Annotated in this window: 18 protein-coding genes and 1 riboswitch; of the genes, 6 read left to right on the plus strand and 12 right to left on the minus strand. The window is 61.6% G+C overall.

Translation table 11 applies throughout. The features are described 5' to 3' along the window. Positions 1 to 37: 37 nt before the first annotated feature. Both J2T09_RS10265 and J2T09_RS10270 read left to right on the plus strand, forming a co-directional pair. Entirely contained in the window at positions 38 to 760 is a 723-nt protein-coding gene (locus tag J2T09_RS10265; protein ID WP_306833952.1) for an ABC transporter ATP-binding protein, read from the plus strand. A 159-nt stretch (positions 761 to 919) separates the two neighbouring features. Next, on the plus strand, positions 920 to 1,825 hold the full coding sequence (locus tag J2T09_RS10270) for a methylenetetrahydrofolate reductase (protein WP_306833954.1): 906 nt from the start codon (positions 920 to 922) through the stop codon (positions 1,823 to 1,825). Between the two features lie 2 nt (positions 1,826 to 1,827). On the opposite strand, the gene J2T09_RS10275 is transcribed toward J2T09_RS10270, so the two are convergent. Beyond that, positions 1,828 to 2,481 (minus strand): sulfite oxidase-like oxidoreductase, encoded by a 654-nt coding sequence (locus J2T09_RS10275; RefSeq protein WP_373458420.1) that lies wholly within the window; start codon positions 2,479 to 2,481, stop codon positions 1,828 to 1,830. Between the two features lie 213 nt (positions 2,482 to 2,694). Here J2T09_RS10275 and J2T09_RS10280 point away from each other — a divergent pair, with 213 nt between their 5' ends. Together J2T09_RS10280 and pbpC are read left to right on the plus strand one after the other, a co-directional pair. Beyond that, positions 2,695 to 8,145 carry an alpha-2-macroglobulin family protein gene (locus tag J2T09_RS10280; RefSeq protein WP_306833959.1) on the plus strand — a complete coding sequence of 1,817 codons (5,451 nt, stop codon included), beginning with the start codon at positions 2,695 to 2,697 and terminating at the stop codon, positions 8,143 to 8,145. Beyond that, positions 8,145 to 10,229 carry a penicillin-binding protein 1C gene (gene pbpC, locus J2T09_RS10285; protein ID WP_306833961.1) on the plus strand — a complete coding sequence of 695 codons (2,085 nt, stop codon included), beginning with the start codon at positions 8,145 to 8,147 and terminating at the stop codon, positions 10,227 to 10,229. Before J2T09_RS10280 ends, pbpC begins: the two co-directional genes overlap by 1 nt. A gap of 145 nt (positions 10,230 to 10,374) precedes the next feature. On the opposite strand, the gene J2T09_RS10290 is transcribed toward pbpC, so the two are convergent. Genes J2T09_RS10290 through cbiE form a run of 4 tightly spaced genes read right to left on the minus strand, consistent with a single transcriptional unit; the run spans position 10,375 to position 14,146 of the window. Then, positions 10,375 to 11,700 (minus strand): cobyrinate a,c-diamide synthase, encoded by a 1,326-nt coding sequence (locus tag J2T09_RS10290; RefSeq protein ID WP_306833963.1) that lies wholly within the window; start codon positions 11,698 to 11,700, stop codon positions 10,375 to 10,377. Between the two features lie 16 nt (positions 11,701 to 11,716). Beyond that, complete coding sequence (gene cobM / locus J2T09_RS10295; protein ID WP_306833965.1) at positions 11,717 to 12,484, minus strand: precorrin-4 C(11)-methyltransferase; 768 nt, start codon at positions 12,482 to 12,484, stop codon at positions 11,717 to 11,719. Positions 12,485 to 12,488: 4 nt separating this feature from the next. Then, positions 12,489 to 12,908, minus strand: coding sequence for a cobalamin biosynthesis protein (locus J2T09_RS10300; RefSeq protein WP_306833966.1), 420 nt, complete (start codon positions 12,906 to 12,908; stop codon positions 12,489 to 12,491). Continuing rightward, positions 12,905 to 14,146, minus strand: coding sequence for a precorrin-6y C5,15-methyltransferase (decarboxylating) subunit CbiE (gene cbiE, locus J2T09_RS10305; protein ID WP_306833968.1), 1,242 nt, complete (start codon positions 14,144 to 14,146; stop codon positions 12,905 to 12,907). The genes J2T09_RS10300 and cbiE overlap by 4 nt, the downstream gene beginning before the upstream one ends. A gap of 1 nt (position 14,147) precedes the next feature. Here cbiE and J2T09_RS10310 point away from each other — a divergent pair, with 1 nt between their 5' ends. Further along, positions 14,148 to 14,909 (plus strand): cobalt-precorrin-6A reductase, encoded by a 762-nt coding sequence (locus tag J2T09_RS10310; protein ID WP_306833970.1) that lies wholly within the window; start codon positions 14,148 to 14,150, stop codon positions 14,907 to 14,909. Here the strand turns inward: J2T09_RS10310 and J2T09_RS10315 are convergent. Genes J2T09_RS10315 through J2T09_RS10345 form a run of 7 tightly spaced genes read right to left on the minus strand, consistent with a single transcriptional unit; the run spans position 14,879 to position 23,437 of the window. Next, positions 14,879 to 15,637 carry a precorrin-3B C(17)-methyltransferase gene (locus tag J2T09_RS10315; protein WP_306834522.1) on the minus strand — a complete coding sequence of 253 codons (759 nt, stop codon included), beginning with the start codon at positions 15,635 to 15,637 and terminating at the stop codon, positions 14,879 to 14,881. The genes J2T09_RS10310 and J2T09_RS10315 overlap by 31 nt on opposite strands. Positions 15,638 to 15,645: 8 nt before the next feature. Then, complete coding sequence (locus J2T09_RS10320; protein WP_306833972.1) at positions 15,646 to 16,383, minus strand: precorrin-2 C(20)-methyltransferase; 738 nt, start codon at positions 16,381 to 16,383, stop codon at positions 15,646 to 15,648. Then, positions 16,380 to 17,012: a precorrin-8X methylmutase gene (locus tag J2T09_RS10325; protein WP_306833975.1), complete on the minus strand. Its 633-nt coding sequence runs from the start codon at positions 17,010 to 17,012 to the stop codon at positions 16,380 to 16,382. Before J2T09_RS10325 ends, J2T09_RS10320 begins: the two co-directional genes overlap by 4 nt. Next, positions 17,009 to 18,586, minus strand: coding sequence for a precorrin-3B synthase (gene cobG, locus J2T09_RS10330; RefSeq protein WP_306833977.1), 1,578 nt, complete (start codon positions 18,584 to 18,586; stop codon positions 17,009 to 17,011). The genes J2T09_RS10325 and cobG overlap by 4 nt, the downstream gene beginning before the upstream one ends. After that, positions 18,583 to 21,957 (minus strand): cobaltochelatase subunit CobN, encoded by a 3,375-nt coding sequence (gene cobN, locus J2T09_RS10335; RefSeq protein ID WP_306833979.1) that lies wholly within the window; start codon positions 21,955 to 21,957, stop codon positions 18,583 to 18,585. Before cobN ends, cobG begins: the two co-directional genes overlap by 4 nt. Then, on the minus strand, positions 21,957 to 22,994 hold the full coding sequence (cobW, locus tag J2T09_RS10340; protein WP_306833981.1) for a cobalamin biosynthesis protein CobW: 1,038 nt from the start codon (positions 22,992 to 22,994) through the stop codon (positions 21,957 to 21,959). The genes cobN and cobW overlap by 1 nt, the downstream gene beginning before the upstream one ends. Positions 22,995 to 23,020: 26 nt before the next feature. After that, positions 23,021 to 23,437, minus strand: coding sequence for a DUF1636 family protein (locus J2T09_RS10345; RefSeq protein ID WP_306833983.1), 417 nt, complete (start codon positions 23,435 to 23,437; stop codon positions 23,021 to 23,023). A 105-nt stretch (positions 23,438 to 23,542) separates the two neighbouring features. Further along, a riboswitch (cobalamin riboswitch) is annotated at positions 23,543 to 23,749 on the minus strand. Positions 23,750 to 23,865: 116 nt separating this feature from the next. Between J2T09_RS10345 and cobO the strand changes: the two genes are divergently transcribed. Further along, complete coding sequence (gene cobO / locus J2T09_RS10350) at positions 23,866 to 24,480, plus strand: cob(I)yrinic acid a,c-diamide adenosyltransferase (RefSeq protein ID WP_306833985.1); 615 nt, start codon at positions 23,866 to 23,868, stop codon at positions 24,478 to 24,480. The last annotated feature ends 10 nt before the right edge of the window (positions 24,481 to 24,490 follow it).

Here is a 24,490-nt window from a genome sequence, read left to right on the forward strand (position 1 = left end):
CATGACCCGCCACAGTGAGTTGACAGGAGCCCAAAGCATGGAGCCGAGCCAGGAGAGGCCTTTTTTCAGCGTCGAGGATATCCATGCATGGTACGGCGAATCCTATATCGTGCAGGGCGTTTCCTTCTCCATCGCCAAGGGTGAGGTCCTGTCGCTGCTCGGCCGCAACGGTGCCGGCAAGACTTCGACTTTGCGCACGCTCGCCCGCGCCGACAGCCCGGTGCTGAAAAGCGGCGAGATCTGGCTGGATGGTCAGCCGCTCCACAAGATGAAATCCTATCAGGCAGCACAGGCCGGTGTTCAGCTTGTGCCGGAGGATCGCCGTATCATCGGCGGGCTGACGGTGGAGGAAAACCTGCTTCTGGCGCAGGTATCCGGCCAAAAGGGCTGGTCGGTGGAAAAGATCTACGATCATTTTCCGCGTCTTGCCGAACGCCGCACTCAGGAAGCCACCACCATGTCAGGTGGCGAACAGCAGATGCTGGCGGTCGCCCGTGCGCTGGCACGTGATCTGAAAATCCTGTTTCTCGATGAGCCCTATGAAGGGCTGGCACCGGTCATCGTGCAGGAGATTGAAAAGATCGTCCGGCAAATCCGCGATCTCGGCATCACCACCATCATCGTCGAGCAGAACGCTGTGGCCGCCCTGCGCTTGTCCGACCGGGCCGTCATCATGGATACCGGCACGGTTGTTTATAGCGGGCCCGCCGCCGATGTTCTGGAGAATGCAGAACTGCGGCACAATTATCTGGCCGTCTGATCTGTCTGAAGGTCTCAGGGCATGCATGGGCGCAAATCTGCCCGTGCATGTCGGCCCTGCGGCATGTGCAAAAGACAATACCGCCCTATCCTGATATCAAATGACAGGACCGTTCCGTTCAACATGCGGAATGCGCTTGGATCGGATGCGGGAAATTTTATGGCCATTGCAGTGACGGATGAGGATGCGGATGCCGTTCTGGCGCCCGAGGCGATCAACCTGCTTTCGCATTTTTCCATCGAAGTCACGCCGCGCACCGCTGCCAAGGTCGGGGATTTTCGCAAACTTCTGCCGACAGTCACACGTGTTTACATCGCTCATATCGAAGGCACGCCGATCGATGACATGGTGGCAACCGCGCGCCGTCTGACCAGCGAAGGTTTTGCCCCCATGCCGCATGTTCCCGCGCGGGGCATCCCGGATGTCTCGACGCTCGAGACGTGGATAAAGCGTTATCGTGAGGAAGCCGGTGTTGAACAGGCACTGCTGCTGGGCGGCGGCAATGCTCGCCCGGCCGGTAATCTCGACAGTGTCATGGCCATGCTCGAAACCGGCCTGTTCGACCGTTATGGCTTCAAGCGTCTGCATGTGGCTGGCCACCCGGAAGGCAATCGCGATATCGACCGCGATGGCGGGACAGCCAATGTCGATGCCGCCCTTCGCTCAAAGAACGATTATGCCCGGCGTACCGATGCAAACATGGCCATCGTCACCCAGTTCGCCTTCGATGCCAAACCGGTCATCGCTTGGGCGGAACGTATCTTTGCCGAGGGCATCGACTTGCCCATCCATCTCGGTATTGCCGGGCCGACCAGGTTGCAGACGCTGATCAAGTTCGCGATTTCCTGCGGTGTCGGTCCGTCGCTATCGATCCTGCAGAAACGTGCGCTGGATTTGCGAAAACTGCTGGTGCCGTTCGAACCGACCGATCTGGTCGATGAGATCGAGGCCTATCGCGCCACGCATCCGCAAAGCCGCATCGAGCAATGTCACGTCTTCCCGCTCGGCGGCATTTCGGCCAGTGCCGACTGGGCCAATGCGCGGGCGAAAAACGGTCGGGCGTAAGCTCAATCTTCCGAATACCGCTCCTCGGCCCATGGGTCGCCGCGCATGTGATAACCGTTCTTTTCCCAGAAGCCCGGCCGGTCTTCGCGCAAAAATCCGATACGGCTCAGCCATTTTGCGCTTTTCCAGAAATAGAGATGCGGCACGACAAGCCGCACCGGGCCGCCGTGCTCCTCGGTGAGCGGTTGGCCTTCCCAATCTGTCACCAGCATCGCGTCATCCGAGGCGAAATCGGCCAGCGGCAGGTTGGTGGTGTAACCGTCGTAACTGGTCAGCATCACCGCATTCGCTTCGTCTTTCGGGTGAACGAGATCCATCAGATCGCGGATTTTGACACCGCGCCAATGGTTGTCGTAACGCGACCATGTGGTGACACAGTGGATATCGGACAGGCTATCGCTCTGCGGCAGTTCGTGCAGCGCCGCCCAATCCAGTGTCATCGGATGCATGACCAGCCCGCGCACATCCAGGCGCCAGCGTTCTTTGGAAACCTCCGGCCGCTGGCCGAGATCGAGGACCGGCCAGTTTTTTACCAGATGCTGGCCCGGCGGCAGGCGTTCCGTTTCGGGCCGGGTCATGCGGCCGGTCAGAAACTTGCCTTCCACGGCCCATTTGCGTTTGGTCGCGGTCAGTTTTGACATTTCGGGTTCGGGCATGTCGTCACTCACCGGAAGAGCTCCCGCCTCTGGCTTGAGAATGTGCAATTCTGCGCTGCTGCCGCACCGATGTCCACTGACCCGAAACGCGGTAAATTTCCCATCTTGAGCTTTGAAGGCAGCTGGCACATATCTGCGCCGAATATTGACAAGCTCTCGTCAAATTAGAAGATTGCATACCGGCTCACGGCTTCGCGTTGGGGAGGACCTTCGATGTCTAAACGCGCCTTTTTCCGCATCTCGGCTTTCGTTCTCAGCGCTCTGGCTTTTGCTTCGCCACTTGTCGCGCAGGAAACACGGCGACAGGTCATCACCAGCGAAAACAGCGATTACACCGGCTTCGACCTTCGCACCGTGAAAAATATCGACGTCAACCAGTGCCAGACGGCCTGCGTCGATGATCGCTCCTGCCGCGCCTTCACCTACAATACCAAGGCAAAGTGGTGCTTTCTGAAATCCGACTTCAACCAGCTGAACGCCGCCCCCGGCGCGATCGCCGGCAAGGTCGTCGAAGTCGCCGCAGAGCCTGATATCGGTGCTGCCCCGCGCCTCGGCTTTCTCTCCGACGAGTTGATCCAGCAGGCGCGCGAATTCAGGGATGGCCTGCAGCTTGATGCCCATCTGCAGGGGCAGGGGCTGGAAAGCCTGAAGGCGCTGGCGCAGCTGGAAGTCGTCGGCAATGATATCGGTGCGGCACTTCCCGCCTATCGCGGTGCGCTTTCCATCAACCCGGAAGATGGCGCGCTGTGGATCGAAATGGCGCGTGCCGCCGGCAGCGTCGAAGGCAATAGCGAATTTGCGCGCCAGGCGGTCATGGCCGGTATCAACGGTTACCAGTTGAGCCGCTCGACCCAGAGCCGCGCCGAAGCGCTCGCCCTTCTCGGCGGCGGGTTGGAGCGTCAGTCCAGCCATCGGGCGGCCATCAATGCGCTCAAGGAAAGCCTTGCACTGGTCAATGCCAAGACTGTGCAGGCCGTTTATCAGGATCTCGTGCAGCGTTTCGGTTTCCGCGTCGTCGGCAACACGGTCGATGCCGATAGCGCCGAAGCGCGCGCTTGCGTGCAGTTCTCCGAACCGCTGGTGAAGGCTGGCGTCGATTACGCTCCCTTCGTCACGCTGGATGGCGCGGCGCCCAAGGCGATGGAATCCAAGGACAACCAGATCTGCGTCGAAGGCCTGACCCATGGCCAGCGTTACAAGCTGACGCTGCGTCGCGGCCTGCCGTCCTCGGTCGATGAAAACCTCGCTGCCGCCGTCGATATCGACATCTATGTCAAGGATCGCTCGCCGTCGCTGCGCTTCACCGGTGACAGTTTCGTGCTGCCGTCCACCGCCCGCCGCGGCATTCCGCTGGTCTCCGTCAACACTCCGAGTGCGGCGCTGAAACTGTACCGGATCGGCGAGCGCGGCATCGCGCCGCTTCTCACATCTTCGCAGTTCCTCACCCAGATGGATGGCTACAGCGCCAACCGCATCCAGGAGGAAAGCGGTGAACTGGTCTGGGAAGGTGCCCTCGACATCGGGCAGGAGATGAACAAGGACGTCGTCACCAGCTTCCCGGTCGATGAAGCCCTGCCTGAGCGTAAACCGGGCGTCTATGTGATGACCGCCAGCCTGCCGAATGCGGATGCCGACAGCTGGGAAAACAAGGCGACGCAGTGGTTCGTGGTCTCTGATCTCGGCATCTCCACCTATGCCGGCACGGATGGCCTCAACGTCTTCATTCGTTCGCTTTCCACGGCCAAGCCTGTCGCGGATGTGGAGTTGCAGCTTCTCGCCAAGAACAACGAAATTCTCGGCACGCTGAAAACCGATGGCGATGGCCGCGCCAATTTCACTGCCGGTCTGATGCGCGGCACCGCCGCCATGACCCCCGCTGTGCTGACGGCAAAGAACGGCGACAAGGACTACGTCTTCCTCGACATGACCCGCGCTGGGTTCGATCTGTCCGATCGTGGCGTCACAGGCCGTGCCGCACCGGGCGCGATCGACATTTTTGCCTTCACCGAACGCGGCATTTATCGCGCCGGCGAAACCGTGCATGCCTCGGCCTTGGCGCGTGACGTCGATTCCAACGCCATCGAAAGCCTGCCGCTCACATTCGTCTTCCTGCGCCCGGATGGTGTGGAAGATCGTCGCCAGGTCGAAAACGGCCAGCTTGGCGGTTACACACTCGATCTGCCTCTGCAGGAAACCTCGATGCGTGGCACCTGGACCATGCAGGTGTTCACCGATCCCAAGGGCAGCGCCATCGCCTCGAAGGAGTTTTTGGTCGATGACTTTGTGCCGGATCGTATCGAGTTCGATCTGACCAGCGATGTTTCCACGATCACGGTCGGCGAACCGCTGTCAGTCAATGTCGATGGCCGTTATCTCTATGGCGCACCGGCTGCAGGCCTCAATCTCGAAGGCGAAGTGGTGCTGAAACCGTCACGCGAGACGGAAGCTTTTAAAGGCTATTTTTTCGGTCTCGCCGATGAGGAAGCTGCGGAAGCCACCCGCCTGCCGCTCGAAGGGCTCGATCCTCTGGACGAAGACGGCAAGGCAACATTCGATGCCGCTGTCGCCGAAATCCCCTCCACCACGCAGCTCGTTTCGGCTGATATCGTCCTGCGCATGCAGGAAGGCGGCGGCCGTGCGGTCGAGCGCAAGCTGACGCTTCCGGTGCGCGCTGACGGCCCGCGCCTCGGCATCAAGCCGGAATTTTCCGGCGATCTTCCCGAAAATGCGGTCGGCAAATTCCATGTCGTGATGGTCGATGAGACGGGCAACAAGGTTGCCTCGCAAGGCGCGTTGTGGAAGCTCGTCAAGCTCGAGCGCCGTTACCAGTGGTATCGCGAGGGCGGTTCCTGGCGGTATGAGCCAATCACCCGCACCGAGCAGGTTTCAAACGGCAAGGTCGATCTTTCGGCCGACGGGGGCGAAATTTCCGTACAGGCCTCGTGGGGTCGTTATCGCCTTGAAGTCGAAACGCCTGACGCCGGTGGACCGCAGTCGAGCGTCGAATTCGATGCCGGATGGTTCGTCACCGCCAGCTCCACCGAAACCCCGGATGCGCTGGAAGTCGCCCTCGACAAACCGAGCTACAAGGTCGGTGAGACAGCAAAACTGAAAATCGCGTCGCGTTATGCCGGTTCGCTCATGGTCATGGGCGGTGCCGAACAGCTGATCTCGGTCGAAAACGTCGATATCGGTGAAAACGGCGGAGAGGTGGAAATCCCGGTCACCGAAAACTGGGGTGCCGGTTCCTATGTTACCGCCACGCTTTATCGCCCCGGTGAGGCGCAGGACAGCCGCATGCCGATGCGCGCCATTGGCATTACCTGGCTAAAAGTCGATCCGGAGCTGCGTGATCTCGCCATAAAACTGACCGCACCCGAAAAGACGCTTCCGCGCCAACCGCTGGAAGTCGCCGTCAATGTTGCCGGTGCCGGTGTGGGCGAAGAGGCCTATGTCACGGTGGCCGCCGTCGATGTCGGCATTCTCAACCTGACGCGGTATGAACCGCCGGCCCCGGACGATTTCTATTTCGGCCAGCGTCGTCTCGGCCTGGAAATCCGCGATCTTTATGGACGCCTGATCGATGGTTCGCTTGGGGCCATGGGGCGCATCCGCACCGGTGGTGATGGCGGCAGCATGGCGCTGCAGTCCAGCCCGCCAAAGGAAAAGCTGGTCGCCTTCTTCTCCGGTCCCGTAAAGCTGGATGCGGATGGTAATGCCAAGGTCAGTTTCGATATTCCGCAGTTCAACGGCACGGCCCGCATCATGGCGGTTGCCTGGTCGAAGACCGGTATCGGCCATGGCGTGACGGATGTCATCATCCGCGATCCGGTTGTCGTCACAGCCAGCCTGCCGCGTTTCCTCGCACCCGGCGATGACGCCAATCTGCGCCTCGATATCGCCAATACCGATGCGCCGGCCGGCAATTATCGCCTGTCTGTCACCGGCAACGATGCGATTTCTGTCGCGGCACCGGAGCAGACGCTGCAATTGCAGCCCGGCGCCAAGCAGGATGTGGCGCTCAAAATCTCTGGCGTTGAACCCGGTGATGGCCAGATCAATATCCGCCTGACAAACGATAGCGGCATGGCACTGGAACAGGCGCTTTACCTGCCGGTTCGCCCGGCAACGCTGCCGATCACTACCCGCCGCGTCATCTCGCTTGCCCCCGGCAGCAGCCTCACGGTGAATGGCGATCTGTTTGCCGACAGCATCCTGCCGGGTGCTTCGATCGCGCTCAATGTCAGCCGGTCGGCGGAGTTCGATATCCCGTCGCTGCTGACCAGCCTCGACCGTTACCCCTACGGCTGCGCAGAACAGACCACCAGCCGCGCGCTGCCGCTGCTCTACCTGAGCGAACTTGCGCAGAAGAACGGTCTGGCCGATGAGGCTGAGATCAAGAAGCGGGTGCAGGATGCCATTTACCGCGTCCTCTCCTACCAGTCGTCCTCGGGCAGTTTTGGTCTTTGGTCGCCGGGTTCGGGCGACCTGTGGCTGGATTCCTATGTGACCGACTTCCTGAGCCGCGCCCGCGAACAGGGATATATCGTGCCGGATCAGGCGCTGGTGCAGGCGCTCGAAAACCTCCAGAACGGTCTGGGTTACGATAACAGCGTGCGCGACAAGGGCAACGAGATCGCCTTTGCGCTCTACGTTCTGTCGCGCAACCGCAAGGCCGCCATCAGCGATCTGCGATATTACGCCGATACGATGCAGTCGGAATTCCCGACACCGCTCGCCAAGGCGCATCTTGCCGCATCGCTTGCGCTTTATGGCGATGCCCAGCGTTCCAAAACCATCTTTGCCCAGTCGCTTCAGATGGCCGAGGATGCGCAGGTCCGCAAGGTCAGCCTTTCCCGTTCGGATTACGGTTCGTCGCTGCGTGATGGTGCCGCCGTGCTGGCGCTTGCTGCCGAAAGCCGCCCGGTTCCGGCTATCGTGCCGGAGCTTTCCAAGGTCGTTGCCGGCGAATGGCGTAACAAGAAATATACCAGCACGCAGGAACAGGCCTGGATGTTGCTCGCGGCCCGCGCGCTTCAGCAGGGTGATGACGGCATTGCGCTGCAGGTCAATGGTGCCGCCCATAAGGGTGCATACATGTCCCGCATCGAGGGTGCCGCGCTTGCCGATCATCCGGTCACGCTCGCCAATCGTAGCCCAGATCCGCTCTCGGCGGTGCTGACTACGGTTGCCGCACCGGTGGTGCCGCTGCCGGCCGGCGGCGATGGCTTTCAGATCTCCCGCGCCTATTACACGCTGGAAGGCGAGGAAATCAGTGTCACCGAAGCCGAACAGAACCAGCGTTACGTCGTGGTGCTGACGGTGACGGAAAGCAATAACTGGGCCTCGCGCATCGTTATCACCGATCTCCTGCCTGCCGGTTTCGAGATCGACAATCCGAGCCTCGTCGATAGCGCCCAGCTCACCAATTTCGAATGGATCGGCGATACTCAGGCCGCTCATACCGAATTCCGCAACGACCGTTTTGTCGCCGCCTTCGATCGCTCGGGCGGCGATAACCGCGAAATCTCGCTGGCCTATGTGGTTCGCGCGGTCACTCCCGGCGTTTATGATCACCCGGCAGCTTATGTCGAGGACATGTATCGCCCGCAGTTTTCGGCGCGCACCGCGACGGGCCGCATGGAGGTGAAGGCGGCGCAATAATGCGGCTCTGGTCAAAATTTGCCATCGGCACGGCCGTTATCGTCCTTCTCGGCGTGGCGGCCGTCTATGGGCTGGAAGCGGCAGACCGCGCCTTTCCGCCCCCGCTCGACAGGGCGGCGGTGATTTCGCGTGAGGTCGTGGATGCCGATGGCCAATTGTTGCGCGCCTTCGCGACGCCGGATGGGCGCTGGCGGCTCAGCACTAAGGCGGCGGATGTCGATCCGCAGTTTTTGCGTATGCTGGTCGCCTATGAAGACCAGCGTTTTTACGAGCATGCCGGTGTCGATCCGTGGGCGCTGTTAAGGGCCGCCACGCAATTCGTCACCAATGGCCGTATTGTCTCGGGCGCTTCCACACTCTCCATGCAGGTGGCGCGTCTGATCGAGCCGCGTGAAAATCGTTCGTTTTCAGCAAAATTCGTGCAGCTCGCACGTGCCATCCAGATCGAACGGCGGCTGTCGAAGGCGCAAATACTCGATCTCTACCTGACGCTCGCCCCTTATGGCGGCAATCTCGAGGGTGTGCGTGCCGCAAGCCTTGCCTATTTCGGCAAGGAGCCGCGTCGGCTGTCTGTGTCTGAAGCGGCCCTTCTTGTCGCCCTGCCGCAATCGCCGGAGGCGCGCCGGCCGGATCGTCGTCCACAGGCGGCTACCGCCGCCCGCCAGCGTATGCTGAATCGCGAACCCGTCATGGCAACAGTCGGCAAGGCTGCAGCCCAGCAGGCGGCACTGCCGCCGGTCCCCTCCCGTCGCCTGCAATTGCCGGCCTATGCGGCGCATCTGGCCGAAGCGGCTATCCGCAAACAGCCGACGGAAATCCGTCATGTCACGACCTTGCGGCGCGATGTTCAGCGCGGGTTGGAAGATGCAGCGCGTGCCGCCGTGCAAAAGCTTGGCCCAAAAATATCGCTGGCCATGGTGATGGCCGATGCCCGCACCGGCGAGATTGTCGGCGAGGTCGGATCGGCGGATTATTTCGATGCCAGCCGCTCCGGTTGGGTGGATATGACCCGCGTCAACCGCTCGCCGGGTTCGACGCTCAAACCCTTCATCTATGGGCTGGCCTTCGAACAGGGGCTGGTGTCGCAGGAAACGGTGATCGAGGATCGCCCCGCCGATTTCCACGGTTATCGCCCGCGCAATTTCGACATGAGCTATCAGGGCGACGTCTCCATCCGTCAGGCCTTGCAGTTGTCGCTCAATGTTCCGGCCGTGCGTCTTCTCGATGCGGTTGGTCCCAGCCGGCTGATGATGCGGTTTCGTCGTGCCGATGTAAAACCGGCTCTGCCGATCGGCGAGGCGCCGGGTCTGGCGATTGGTCTTGGTGGCGTCGGTGTGTCGCTGAAGGATCTGGTGCAGCTTTATGCCGGTCTTGCCAATCGTGGCCAGCCGGTGCGGCTGGGCGATGGCGTGCGCGAAAAACCGGGTATCGATCCCGCCGATCCGCTGCTGGAACCGGTCGCGACATGGAATGTCACTGACATTCTCTCCGACGTCCTGCCGCCGCAGGGCAGCCGTCGCCTCGGCATCGCATACAAGACCGGCACCAGCTACGGTTATCGCGATGCATGGTCGATCGGGTACGATGGTCGCCATGTGCTGGGCGTCTGGGTCGGTCGGCCGGATAATGGCGCGGTGCCGGGCATTGCCGGTTATGCGACGGCAGCCCCGATCCTGTTCGAAGCGTTTTCGCGCTCGGGCGTCGCCATCACGCCCATGCCGTCGGCGCCTTCGGGCGCGGTGCGGGTGGCGCAGGCCGATCTGCCGATCAGCCAGCGACGTTTTTCCATGACCGCATCTGGTCTGATTTCCGCCTCCGCGCGTGAACCCGCGCCGCAGATCGTCTATCCGCCCGAAGGTGCACGCGTCGATCTTGGGGCTGCATCGGGCGGAACACTGGAACCGCTGATGCTGAAACTGCAGGGCGGCCGCGCGCCGTTCCGCTGGCTCGCCAACGGCCAGCCCTTGTCGGACCTGTCGCGCCGCCGCACCAGCGAATGGCTGCCGGACGGCGGAGGGTATTCGACGCTGACGGTCATCGATGCGGTCGGGCGCGCGGCGACGGTCAGGGTGTTTGTGGAATAACGCCCCTCAATTTTTTCCGTCATTCCTGTGCTTGTCACAGGGATCCAGTCAGCCCAAGTCCTTGGGCTTAAAAGAGTCTCCCGCCACGCAGACGCGTGTCGGCTGGATCCCGGCCCAAGGCCGGGATGACGAAAAAAGAGCCGGTTTAAGTCTCGCTTACCCGCGCAATCGCGTGAAAAAACGTGCCGCTCACAAACCGCCGCCGCCCGCCGGATGTGCCAAGCGGCCTGCCGGTGCCGTCGGCAATCGTCGCAAAGGCTTCGTCCGTCCCGGCATCAATCACGCTGGCATAATGGAACTCGTGACCCCGGATCATGTTGCCCGCTTTTCCAAGAGGGCCATCCACGACAATCGTCGCCTGACGATATCCGAGATTCATGCGACGTTTGGCAAAGCTGGTTTGGTGAGACAGAAGCCCGGTCATCCTGTGGGTCACGCCGTCAGCATCCTCCAGCGCTTCGCCCAATACCATATAGCCTCCGCATTCGCCGTGAATCGGCTTTGTCTGCGCAAATTCTGCCAAACCTTTGCGAAATTTTTCGGCGGCGGCAATCGTTCCGGCATGCAGTTCCGGGTACCCGCCCGGCAGCCAGCAGACATCGCAATCCCCGGCTGGAGCTTCATCGGCCAGCGGTGAGAAAGGCACGATTTCCGCACCTTGCGCTCGCCAATGCGCGGCCAGATGCGGGTAAAGGAAGGTGAAAGCAGCATCCTGCGCCAGAGCAATTTTTTGACCGGGAGGCTGCAGGTTGGTTTCCGGCGACATGGTGGTCGTCTGTGTCAGTGGCACGGCCAGATCGAAAATGGCATCGAGGTCAAGCGAGGTCTCCATCGCATCGGCCAGCTTTTCGATATGGCCTTCGATCTGCGGATGTTCGCTCGCCTGCACCAGCCCCAGATGCCGTTCCGGCAGAACCAGATCCGGGTTGCGCAGCACGGCGCCCGTCAGCGGCAGGCCGGTGGCGGTAATCGCATCGCCGGACAGTTTGACATGCCGCTCGCTGCCCGCCCGGTTCATGATCACGCCGGCGATTTTCACGGCAGGGTCATAATGTTTGAAACCCATGGCAACAGCTGCCGCCGTCTGCGACTGGCCGGACACGTCGAGCACCAGCAGAACCGGAATGCCGAGCAACCGCGCCAGATCGGCGGCCGAACCGGTGCGGCCTTCGCCGCCCACGATACCGTCGAACAGGCCCATGGCGCTCTCGATCAGCACTAGTTCCGTGTCCTTGGCGGCATCATCGAGTAGATGCGCCACCAGTGCCGGTTCCATCGCCCAGGTATCGAGGTTCAGGCCGGGCAGGCTTGTTGCGGCATGGTGGAAACCGGGATCGATGTAATCCGGCCCCGATTTGACACCGCGCACTTTTATTCCTCGCCGTGCAAAGGCGCGCAAAAGGCCGATCGTGACGCTGGTCTTGCCCGAACCCGAGCATGGTGCACCGATGATGAGAGCGCGTGCCGTCATGCCAGATCTCCTGCCGTCACGCCGGTCCGTTTCCGCCCCGGAACCGGCGCACGTAATCGGCATTGTAAAGCGCGCTTTCGGAAAAATCCTCCGCAGCCAATCCGCGCCCAACCAGGATCAGTGCCGTGCGCTCCACCGGGTCCGCGGCCAGTTCCGCCTCTATGGTCGAAAGCGTGGCGCGAATGATACGCTCGTCCGGCCATGTTGCCCGCACCACCACGGCCACCGGGCAATCGGCGCCATAAAGCGGCATCAGTTCTTCCACCACCTTGCCGATCGCATGGATGGCGAGATGAATGGCGAGCGTGGCACCGGTGGCGCCAAAAGCCTTCAGGTTTTCGCCTTCGGGCATTTTTGATGCCCGGCCGGAAACGCGGGTCAGAACGAGGCTCTGCGCCACTTCGGGAATGGTCAGTTCGCGTTTCAGCGCCGAAGCCGCTGCGGCAAAAGACGGCACGCCGGGCGTCATCGTATAGTCGATGCCATGTTTTTCCAGTCGGCGGATCTGCTCGGCCACGGCGCTCCAGACCGAAAGATCGCCGGAATGCAGCCGCGCGACATCCTTACCCTCGGCATGTGCCTTCACATATTCGGCCTCGATCTCGTCCAGCGAAAGAGAGGCCGTATCGACGATACGAGCATCCGGCGGGCAATAGGAAAGCAGTTCACGTGGCACGATCGAGCCGGCAAACAGGCATACCGGGCATTTGCCAATCAGGTCACGACCACGCACGGTGATCAGGTCTGCCGCGCCCGGGCCGGCGCCGATGAAGTGAACAGTCATGGTCTCAGGTCTTTCTGGTCTCGATGTGTGATATGGCAATGGCGCAGGTCACGCCGTCGCGCACATATCTTGGAGCCGCCAACATGGCCGTTTCACCTGCTGCCGCAAGGGCCGCCGCCTCGCAGAGACTTGGTGTGCCGGCATGGGCAAGGCTCATTTCTGAAACGGTCAGAGTGCGCGGGGCGGCAGATGCAAGCGCTGCCTGTTCGACCACGACCATCGGAATGCCGAGCTTTCTCGCGGCCTCGATGATCCCGGCCTCGTCGGCCTTAAAGCCACCGGTCGCCAGCATGTCGGGTATCTGTCCGTCCAGCCCCGTCGTCTCCAGCGCTTCAGTCAGCACGTGCAGGATGGTTTCTGCCGGCGTATCCTTGCGGCAGCCGATGCCGGCAACGATCCGCCTTGTGATTGCCGTCCCGCTCAAGGTTTTGTCCAGACCCACTGCGTCACCGGCATGGCCGGCCGCCAGCCGAGCATTTTGCCGATCGGTGCCGCGCGAGAAATCTCTAGCCGACTAAGTGATCCACCCAGTCTTGCGTGCGCGGCCAGCAGTACCGCCTCCATTTCCAGCGTCACCGCGTTCGCCACCAGCCGTCCGTCCGGCCCCAGTGCCTCCACGGCGGCATCGAACACACCCGGCTCGCTGCCGCCGCCGCCTATAAAGATGGCATCCGGCTTCGGCAGGCCAACAAGCGCATCCGGCGCCGTGCCTTTCATGATGCGTAGACCGGGCACGCCCAAGGCGGCTGCATTATGGCCGATCCGCACCGAGCGTGTCGCATCGCTCTCGATGGCAATCGCCCGCATGGAAGGGTGCCGCAGCATCCATTCGATGCCGATTGAACCGGATCCTGCACCGATATCCCACAGAAGCTCGCCGCGCCGAGGGCTGAGTGCGGAAAGCGTCAGCGCGCGGATTTCGCGTTTGGTGATCTGCCCGTCATGGTCAAACAGGTCGTCATCCATTCCGCAGCCAAGCGGCAGGATTTTTGCGTTTTTCGAAGCGGCCACCTCGATGGCTACGACATTGAGAGTGTTGATGTTGTCCAGACCAAAATCATCGGCCATGCTGTTGCGAACACGCTCCTGTTCGCCACCAAGCGCTTCAAGCACCGTCAGGCGCGATGTTCCGAAGCCGCTTTCGGTCAGCAAGGTCGCCAGCGCTGCCGGCCCGGTTTCATCCGATGTCAGCGCCAGAATTTTTCGGCCCGGATGCAGAAGCGGGCGGATGAGATCGAGCGAGCGACCATGCAGCGATACCGTCTCGATATCCTGCAAGGCCCAGCCCAACCGGGATGCCGCCAGCGAAAAGGCAGAGGGTGCGGGGACGCAAAAATATTCGCCGGATTCGAGACGCGGCGAAAGCGTCACGCCGACGCCGAACAGAAAAGGATCCCCCGAAGCCAGCACGCAGACTTTCTGGCCACGCAGGTCCAGCACCGCGGCCATAGCCGCATCGAAAGGCTGTGGCCATGGCTGCGCTTCACCGCGGATCAGCGGTGCAGCCAGTTCGAGATGCCGTTTGCCGCCGAACACGAAGGAGGCCGCCGAAATCGCGGCCTTCGCCCGTTCGCCGAGCCCGGCCACGCCATCCTCGCCAATGCCGATGATGGACAACCAAGGATCTGTCGTTACATGGTGCGGATCTGATTCAGGAGGCATTTTGAAAAACTCCATCCTCATTCTGGGCGGCACGACCGAAGCCCGGCTGCTGGCCGAGGTTTTGGCCAAACGGCACAGTCTTGCAACCACCCTGTCGCTCGCCGGCCGTACGCGCTCGCCGATCGTCATGCCGGTTCCGGTGCGCACCGGTGGTTTTGGCGGCGCGCAGGGGCTGGCCGATCATCTCACGGAAAACCGTGTCGATCTGCTGATCGACGCTACCCACCCTTATGCCGCGCGCATTTCCGCCAATGCTGCCGAGGCAAGTCGCCTTTCCGGCACTCCGCTGGTCGCTCTGCGCCGCGATGGCTGGTGTGAGCAGGATGGTGATCGCTGGATACATGTGGAACATGTCGAAGCTGCGGTCGCCGCGCTTGGCAAAACCCTGCGCCGCGTTTTTCTGGCGCTTGGCCGGCAGGAACTTTTGCCGTTCGAACAGGCTCCGCAGCATCGATACGTCATCCGCAGCGTCGATCCGGTAGAGCCGCCATTGGCTGTCCCCTCGGCGCATTATATCACCGACCGTGGCCCGTTTCGCGAGGCGGACGAACTGGCGCTTCTGGCCGACAACGGCATCGATACCATTGTTTCGAAAAATTCCGGCGGCAGCGCCAGTTATGGAAAGATTGCGGCGGCACGCGCGCTTGGCATCGAGGTGATCATCATCCGCCGGCCCGAACTGCCGCAGGTCACATCGTTTCAAAGCGTGGATGCCGTGCTTTCCCATCTCGATCAGATCTTTCCGGCTGAGCGCGGCGAATAAACCAACGGTGCCTGACCGGGACGCTCGATCAGTCGCGTTTCGGTGGAGCCGACGATGATGCAGGTGGCCATGTCGGCCATGTCGGAATGCGCGTTCGACAATGGCTCGATCCGCATCCGCTCATCCGGGCGTCCGGCGGCGCGGCCGAACACGACCGTCACAGAACCCGGCAGATGCGCGCGCAGCACATCGAAGGCGCGTGAAAGCTGGTGCGGTCGTGCCTTGCTGACAGGGTTGTAGAAGGCCATCACGAAACCGGCCTCGGCCGCCGCAATCAGCCGTTTTTCGATCAGTTCCCACGGTTTCAGATTGTCGGACAACGAGATCGCGCAGAAATCGTGTCCCAGCGGTGCACCGACGCGGGCCGCCACGGCCAGCATCGCGGTAATGCCCGGCACGACCGAAAAATGGATCTCGCGCCATTCCGCCGGTCCGGCCTCGATCGCTTCGCAAACGGCGGCGGCCATGGCAAACACGCCGGCATCACCACCGGAAACCACACAGACTCTTCCACCCTTCGCCGCCAGCATCAGGGCTGCCTCAGCGCGGGAAATTTCCTCGCGGTTGTCGGAGGCGTGGCGACGCTGGTCGTCGCGCAGGTTCAGCCGGTCGACATAAGGGCCATAACCAAAGAAGTCCTCGCCGGCCTCGATGGCGGCCAGTGCTTCCGGCGTCACCTGCGCGGCATTGCCGGGGCCAAGTCCGATGACGGTCAGTGATCCGCTGATTGAGGAGGTCATGGTCGCGCCTTCCAGCCGGGAACCAGCACGATGGAAAAATAGGGCGCAGGGCTTTCGTCACGTTCGGCGAGTGGGGTCATGGCCGCCGTCGCCATCGTGCCGCGCTCCACATAGATAGCGCCCTCCAGCTTGCCGACGGCGGCAAGCGCACGCCGGATCTTTGGCAGGTTGCGGCCAACCTTCATGATCACGGCGCCATCCGTTCCGGAAAGCCGGTCCGCCAGAATGTCTTCTGCAAGCGTGCCAGGCAGCACGCTCAAAATGTCGTCGCCCTGCACCAGCGGCAGGCCGGCCATTGACCAGCAGCCGGACATGGCGGTCACGCCTGGCACCACTTCGGCGTCGTAACCTGTCGCAAGGCGCAGATGCAGGTGCATGTAGGAACCGTAAAACAGCGGGTCGCCTTCGCTCAGCACCGCCACGGTGCGGCCGGCATCCAGATGCGTGGCAATCTCGTCGGCAGACCGATCGAAGAAATCGGCGATGGCACTGCGATAATCGTCGCCATCCTTGTCCATCTCGACCGTGACGGGATAGACGAGCGGCAGTTCGATCGTGCCGGGGCGCACATGCGCTTCCACGATGGCGCGGCCATTGCCGTTGCCGCCCTTCTTGGTGAAAAAGGCGATGACATCGGCTTCCGCGATGGCGCGCACGGCCTTCAGCGTGAGAAGTTCCGGATCTCCCGGTCCGGTGCCGACGCCGATGACGCGGCCTTTCTTGATGTTATTCAAAGTCCGGCCCTCGCAAGCGCGTTGATGGCCGCCGCTGTCATGGCCGAACCGCCCATGCGGCCGGAAACGATGGCATAGGGAATCTTGTGGTGGCTGATCGCCAGTGCTTCCTTGGATTCTGCTGCTCCCACGAAACCGACCGGCATGCCGATGATGGCGGCCGGGCGCGGTCCACCGGCATCGAGCATTTCCAGAAGATGAAACAGCGCGGTCGGCGCATTGCCGATGGCGACCAGCGCGCCTTCCAGTTGATCGACCCACAGATCAAGTGCTGCGGCTGAACGGGTATTGCCGATCTGTTTGGCAAGTTCCGGCGTGCGCGGATCCTGCAGCGTGCAGATCACCTTGTTGTCTGCCGGCAGGCGGGCGCGGGTCACGCCATGCGCCACCATCTGCGCGTCGCAAAAAATCGGCTTTCCGGCCTTCAATGCGCTGCGTGCAACGGTCACGAAGTCCGGGGAGAAATGAAAGTGCTGCGCCGCTTCCACCTGTCCGCAGGCATGGATCATGCGGATGGCAATCTCCGCCTCGTCTTGCGAAAACCGCGACAGGTCGCTTTCTCCGCGAATGATGGCGAAGGATTTTTGGTAAATGGCATCGCCTTCGCGAATATAGTCGTATCGGGTCATGACAGTCCTTGCGAAAGTGCCGTTTGTAGCCGGGCAGGGCCCAGCCGACAAAGACAGTCGCGTGTGGTTTCGCCAATTCCTCTTTCGAGGCGGACGAGATCGGCCAAAACTTCGAGTGTTTTGGCTTCCTCTCCATGGCGGATGAGTTTGAGCGGCATATCGCTTGTTTTGCCGTCGAAGATCAATGCCGCGCCGTCATTCATCCCGACAAGGTTCACAAACGCCTTTGCCGGGTGGGCGCAGCCCTTCGTGCAGCCGGAAAGATGCAGCGTGAAGGAGCCATCCAGCAGATCGGCAATATTTTCGGCCGCCGTCTCTCCCAATGCATGGGTTTTGACAGATGCGGAATTGCAGGCCGGCTTTCCGGGGCAGGCGGCGATTTTTGCACGTGGGTCGTTTTGCGAAAGGATGAGATTTTTGGAAACATCGATCAGCGTGCGGCAGGCGTGGTCGGGTCCGAAAAAAACGATGGAGTGATCGATGGCGGGGCGCAGCATTTCGATGCCCGCCGCCTCGGCCTGCCGACCAAGTTCGATCAGCGTTTCGGCAGAGCATTGCCCGAAGGGAATGCCGATGCGGGCAGCATGAAGGGGACGGCAAACTCCCAATGATCTCCCCCCTTGAGGGAGAGACGTCAGCGAAGCTGACAGAGGGGGGTAAGCACCGGTTCGGCTGGATAGCTGATTGGCATCGTTTGCGGAGGTATCATCCCCCTCTGCCTTGCCGAGCATCTCCTCCTCAAGGGGTGAAATCTGTCGGAGGTTAACGTCGCGAACCACCGATGGTTCGCTGGGCTCAGCAGCGATGACAGCCTGATCAACCAGCGGCAACAACCCAAAGGCCAGCGTCGCCTGTTCGGCAGCAGAAACTCTGCCCTCAAACAAAATATCACCAAGCCAGCCGCGTACTTCGGCCAAATCCAGCTGCCGCCCACGTAGCGGCTTTTCCATCGCGGCAATTCGCGCCAGAACCAGCGTCGCACAGGTTCCTGCATTGCCATCGGCCACCAGCCCGACAAGACGTCCCGTCTGCGCCGTGCCGCCAAGCAAGACCTGCCAGAAAATCTTGCTGTCCTGCCGTGTCGCCACCAGCCGGATATCCGCCAGCAGGTCATGCAACGGCAATTGCCCGCCACCTTCCACCACCACGGCAAATTTTGCCGCAAGTCGCCGCGACAGGTCATATTCGGCGATAAAATCACGGATGTTTTGAGCCAACGGTTCAGGATTGGCAATTTCAGTCGGATCAAGCCCCGCCAGTGCACCGGTTTCCACCGGTACACCATCCCGCAATGGCAGGCTCAGCCGGCGAATGTCGGTTTCCAAAACCTTCGCGCTCGACGCCGTCAAGCCCCGGACCTGAATATTGCCACGTGCGGAAATGTCGATCAGCCCGTTGCCATGGCGCTCTGCCAGTTCGCCGATGCGGACGAGATCGGTTGGCCGAATAGCCCCGTCGAGGCCGATGCGGGCCAGCAGGCCATCGCCGGTCATCATCGGGGTCGAAAGCGCCGGGCAGGCGCCGCGCACCATGGGCGATGCCTTTTGCTCGGGATGAAGCGCGATTGCTGTCATGCCCGCACCATTACATCGTCGCTTGTTGCATCCGCCAAAAACCTCTCCAGTTCGCCATCGACGGAATTGCGGCGCGGATGCCACAGGCCACGGCGGCGCGCCGACAGAAAACGTTCTGCAATGGCACGCGCTGCTTCCCGGTTCTGGTCGAGAATGAAGTTTCGCACAGCCTCATCTGCCACATAGGCCTGATAGACGGCCTCGATCAGCGAGCCGGGAATGGCATCGGTCGTTTCGGCAAAACCCACCAGCCGGTCGACCGTTTCGGCAAATTCGGAAGCGCCGCGCGGCCCATGCCGCATCTGGCCGGTTATAAAGCGCGGATTGGTGGCGCGCGCCCGCACGATGCGGGTCACGGCCTCGACGACGGAACGCGCGCGCGGCCGGTCCGGGTCGGTGGTGTCGAGCGCAATTACATCCGCCTTGCCGCCGAGTGCTGCGACGGCTGCGAAAAAGCCGCCGATAAAGGCGACATCGGCCGAGCCGTCCAGCAGATCGCGGCCGGGGTCGTCGCCGGCATGAACAAGAAGATCGGCGGTGCGAATACGTTCGGCAAATTGTTCGCGTGCTTCCACGCCTTCACCCTCGGCGCCGCCAAAGGCGTGGCTGGTGGCATCGAGATACAGTTTTCCGAGGTCTTCACGCTCGCGCCAATCGCCATCGGAAAGACGTTCCTCGATGCCGGCGCCATAGGTGCCGGGGGCAGAGCCAAAAATGCGCTGCGGCGCCTTTCCTTCTATGCGTGCCGTTTCCGAAAGCGGATTGTCACCCGGCGCTTCCTCGCGCGCGGCAATGGCGCGGGTGGCGGCATCCAGCAGCGTGATCAGCGGCGTGAACATGTCTCGGAAAAGGCCGGAAATGCGAAAGCTGACATCCACGCGCGGACGACCCAGACTTGCCGGGGCTAAAATGTCTATGCCGGTGATGCGTCCCGTCGCCGGGTCCTGCACTGGTTTCGCACCCATAAGCGCCAGTCCCTGCGCCACTTCCTCGCCGCCGCTGCGCAAGGTAGCACTTCCCCACAGGTCGATGACAAGGCTTTTGGGCCAGTCGCCATGGTCCTGCAGATACCGCCGCAGCACCTCGTCGGCGGCGCGTTTGCCCAGTTCGAATGCCGTCGGCGTCGGCATGGTGCGCGGGTCGGAGGCGTAAAGATTGCGCCCGGTCGGCAACACGTCGCGGCGTCCGCGTGCCGGCGCGCCGGAAGGTCCGGCGGTGATATGGCGACCGTCCAGTGCATCCAGAAAAGCTTTTCGCTCACCCTCGGCACTCTGTTTTCTCAATGGGTCGGGCGTGTCTGTAGTCGGATCGGTATCGCGGCCAAAAACGTGCTGGCCGTCCTTGATCGCCAGATCTTTCAGGTCGCACAAAAACGCATCGATCCGCGTCAACGCCGCATCGGCATCCTCGTCCGCCGCTACACCCGCATCGCCGGAAATTCCGGTTTCCTGTGCCATCTCGACGATCAGTTTTGCCAGCCGGTCGCGGCGACGGCGGTCGAGACCGTCGGCCTGCGCATATTCATCGACCAGCAGTTCCAGCTTTTTCTGGTCGTCGGAAAGGCCTGCCTCCGTCAAGGGCGGCGGCAGGTGGCCGATGGTGACGGCGGAAATTCGTCGTTTGGCGACGGCTGCTTCGCCCGGATTGGAGACGATGAACGGATAGATGACCGGCAGTGGGCCCAGCACGATCTCCGGAAAACATTTTTTGGACATCGCCACGGTCTTGCCCGGCAGCCATTCCAGCGTGCCATGCGCCCCGACATGCACGAGCGCATGCACATCGAGGTTTCGTCGCAGCCACGCACCAAAAGCGATCAGCCCGTGGCGTGGCGGGCGTTCGGGATCGTGGTAATCGGTGCGCCGATCCACTTCCCGGCCGCGATCCGGCGCCAGCGCCACGGTGATATTGCCAAAGCGGGCGGCGCGAAAACCGAACGCGCCATCCCGCAAAGCTTCATCGCCTTCCGCCTCGCCCCACGTGGCTATCACGGCATCACGAGCTTCTGCCGGCAAGGTTTTGAAGAATGCGCGATAATCTTCCAGCGAACAGGTTTCGCCCGACCTATCGAGACGTTGCAGCAGTTGCCGAGCATCTCCGGGAATATTTTCGACATCATAGCCGGATTCACGCAGCTGGATCAGCATTTCCAGCACGCTTTGCGGCACATCCAGCCCGACAGCATAACCGGTGCGGCCCGGCGCGCCCGGATAATCCGGGATCAGGATGACGATGCGCCGGTCTTTCCGTGCGGTTTGCTGAAGCTTCAACAGGCTATTGATACGGCCAGCCACCTGTTCCACCCGGTCCGGTTCAGGCCGGTTGATCAGCCCCGCAAAGCCCAGTGCATCCTCATCACGCGCATCCTTGAAGGAGATGGCACCGGCAAGAATACGTCCATCGAGTTCCGGCAAAACCACATGCATGGCAAGATCCGCCGGCCCCAGCCCGCGCCGGTTTTCCGCCCAGGCGTCCCGCCGCGTGGTGGCAACGATCACCTGCAGAACCGGCACGCCCAGCCGGTCGAACAATGTTTTTCCGTCAGCGTCCGAGCCGCTGGCAAAGGCGGTGGCGGTGATGATCGCCGAAGGTTTCAGCCTATCCATCGCTTGTTCAACGAAGGTTAGGGAAACCTTGTCCTTCAGACCGGCGACGAAGATCGGCACGGCCAGAATGTTCTTTTCCCGCAAAGCGGCAAACAGCGCATCGATCGGCGCCACGTCGCTGGCGAGAAGCATGGAGCGATAAAACAGGATCGGCACGATCGCCGCGCCCGGCATTGTCCCCAGCAGGTTTGCCGGATCATCGCTCACGCCGAAACCGGGGTTATAGAACCCGGCTTTCGGTACGCTGACCGCATCGGCTACGTCAGCTGTTTCACCTTGTGCAAGGCCAGCCAGCCTTGCCGCCAGATGGCCCATATTTTCCGGCCCGCCCTCGCGAAAATAGGAAAGCAGTCGGTCGAGTTCCTCTGACGAAACGGTCGATCCCGCCGCCAGCCGCGCGTCGCGTTCGCTGCATTCTCCCGGCAACATGATGAGTATGACGCCGCGGGCGCGCGCCATGCGGGCCAATTCGTCGGCGCCGTAAGACCAGCGGTCATGGCCGCCGAGAATACGCACGAGGATGAGTTTTGCGAACCGCGCCACCTTGTCGATCCATAGATCGACCGACATCGGATGCCGCAGTTCGGATATATTGGCGAGCCTGAGCGACGGCATGTCTTTGCCACCCTTCGCCCATGCTGATGCAATGCCGTTGAGATCGCTGTCGGTAAAGGACAGCACCACCACGTCGCCCGGCGTCTGGTTGAGATCGACCGGTTCGATCAGGTCGTCTAGCGACGAGGACGTGGTGGCAAGGATATGCATCAGGCTGCCAGAATTTTTTCAATCTTGGCTGCATCGATACCCTTTTCGCCGATAACGACGAGGCGCGAGCGGCGCTCTTCATTGGCGGCCCAGGGGCGGTCGAAATAGTGGTTCACGCGCGGGCCAACAGCCTGCACCAGAAGCCGCATCGGCTTGCCGGCCACTTCCACATAACCCTTGATGCGCAGAACCTTTTCGGCTGCCGTCACATCGGCAATGCGCTGGCTCAGTTCAGCCGGATCGGCAATCGCCGGCACATCCAGAACAAAGCTGTCGAAATCGTCGTGTTCGTGGTCCAGTTCGTCGTCGTGATGGGTCTTGCGGTTGTCGATGTCGTCCTCGACAGCAAGGCCAAGACCGATAAACACGGCCGGATCGACCACGCCATTGGATGCCGGCACGATGCGCACGGCGCGCGGCAGATGTTCGGTCACATGCGCATTGGCGATCTCCAGCCCCTTTTCGTCCAAGAGGTCGGCCTTGGTGAGGATGACGAGATCGGCGCAGGCGATCTGGTCCTCAAACACTTCCTCGACCGGGTTGTCATGATCCAAGGAATCGTCTTGCGCCCGCTGGGCGGCCAGCGCTTCCATGTCGTCGGCCACGCGGCCTTCGGCCAGTGCCAGACCATCAACCACGGCGACAACGCCATCGACGGTCACGCGGCTTTTCACGCTTGGCCACTGGAAGGCCTGAACCAGCGGCTTTGGCAGGGCAAGACCCGAGGTCTCGATCAGGATGTGGTCGACCTTCGGCTCCAGCGCCAGAATCTTGTCGATCGCCGGCACAAAATCGTCGGCGACGGTGCAGCAGATGCAGCCGTTTGCCAGTTCGACGATATTGTCGTCCGGGCAGTTTTCGATACCGCAGCTTTTCAAGATTTCGCCATCGATGCCGACATCACCGAACTCGTTGACGATGACGGCAAGACGCTTGCCCTCAAGGTTCTGCAGCGTGTGGCGCAGAAGCGTGGTTTTGCCGGCGCCAAGAAAACCGGTGACGACGGTGCAGGGAATGCGGGCGAGATTGGCGGTCATGGGCTTTTTCCTTGAATGTCGGTCTGTCAGTTGAAATCGAAGGGCGGAATACGGGCGATCATGTTGCGTTTCAGACAGTCCGGACGCCCTTTCCAGGGCATCAAACCGTCGGCAGAGGTGGCGATCAGCTCGGCGCCGGTCACCAGATCGCCGGCATTTTCCAGCGCCAGATGACCGAACACATAGGTCCAGCCGTCCTGTCTTGCGATCACCGCGCTCGGGCCGCGCTTGCAGTTGGAAAGACAGTTGACGCTCTTGATGGTCACGTCAGGCGCTTGCTGTGCGGCGGCTTCCATGGTGGCGTTCAGGAGATGTGTGCCCTGCCGCGGCTCCTCGGTGGAACCCTCGCTGGCGCGGCAACTGGCGCAGACAAAAATCGTCACCGCCGGTTTTGCCGTCGCCGTGTCGCTTTCCTGGCCGTCGTCTGTCCCTTGAAAATCCAAGCATCTACCCCGTTTGATCAAACACATGCGGGGCGCGCGCAGGCCAAGAATGTCCAAAGGACCTTCCGCCTTGAAACGATCCATGCCGGAGCACCCCGCCCGGCCGGAATTTTATGTCTGACGGCAGGTCTCCTGGCTTGCGGATCGTCGCCCTATCGCCGCCTTCCCGAAATCGCTTTCAGTGGCGTGGTGCGGGGCTAACCGCCTACAGTTGCGGGGGCAGCCGTGGCATGAAACCCGTGTTCGGGCGGTACCACGTTCCCTCTTAGCTTTTCCCATTGCCGGGAAAAGACCGTCGCCTTTTCGTTAAGGCGCGGGGCCATCGGTGTCAATGAAAAGCCCCTGATGGAAGCGCTGCATTGCCGCGCGAAACGAATCCCCTATAGTCCGCGCTTCGCCAGAGCCAGCCACCAGCCGAGGAGCCGAACATGAAAGAGATCGACACGCAGGAAGCCGAGCGCCACCAGCGCAAGATGGCCAATCGCAAGGCGGTGCAGGATGCCGAAGTGGCGGAAAAAACCATCGAAAAAGGCCTGATGATCGTCAATACCGGCCCCGGCAAGGGCAAGTCGACTGCCGCTTTCGGTCTGGCGCTGCGCATGCTGGGCAATGGTCGCCGTGTCGGTGTCGTGCAGTTCATCAAGGGTGCCTGGGAAACCGGCGAACGCCCGGCGCTGGAACTCTTTGGTGATCGCGTCGAATGGCATACGATGGGTGAGGGATTTACCTGGGAGACGCAGGATCTGAAGCGCGATATCGCCGCCGCAGAGCGCGCCTGGGCCAAGGCCGAGGAACTGATGACCGATCCGACAATCGGTCTGCTGCTGCTCGATGAACTCAACATCGCCCTGCGTTACGACTATCTCGATCTCGACGCGGTCATCGCGTCGCTGAAAGCCCGCCGCGAAGATCTGCACGTCGTCATCACCGGCCGCAATGCCAAGCCGGCCCTGATCGAAGCTGCCGACACGGTCACTGAAATGACGTTGGTCAAACATCACTTCAAGGCGGGTGTAAAAGCCCAGTCCGGCATAGAATTCTAAAGGCAGGCAG

Origin of the sequence: Neorhizobium huautlense (assembly GCF_030811685.1) — a bacterium.
Taxonomy (GTDB): domain Bacteria; phylum Pseudomonadota; class Alphaproteobacteria; order Rhizobiales; family Rhizobiaceae; genus Neorhizobium; species Neorhizobium huautlense_A.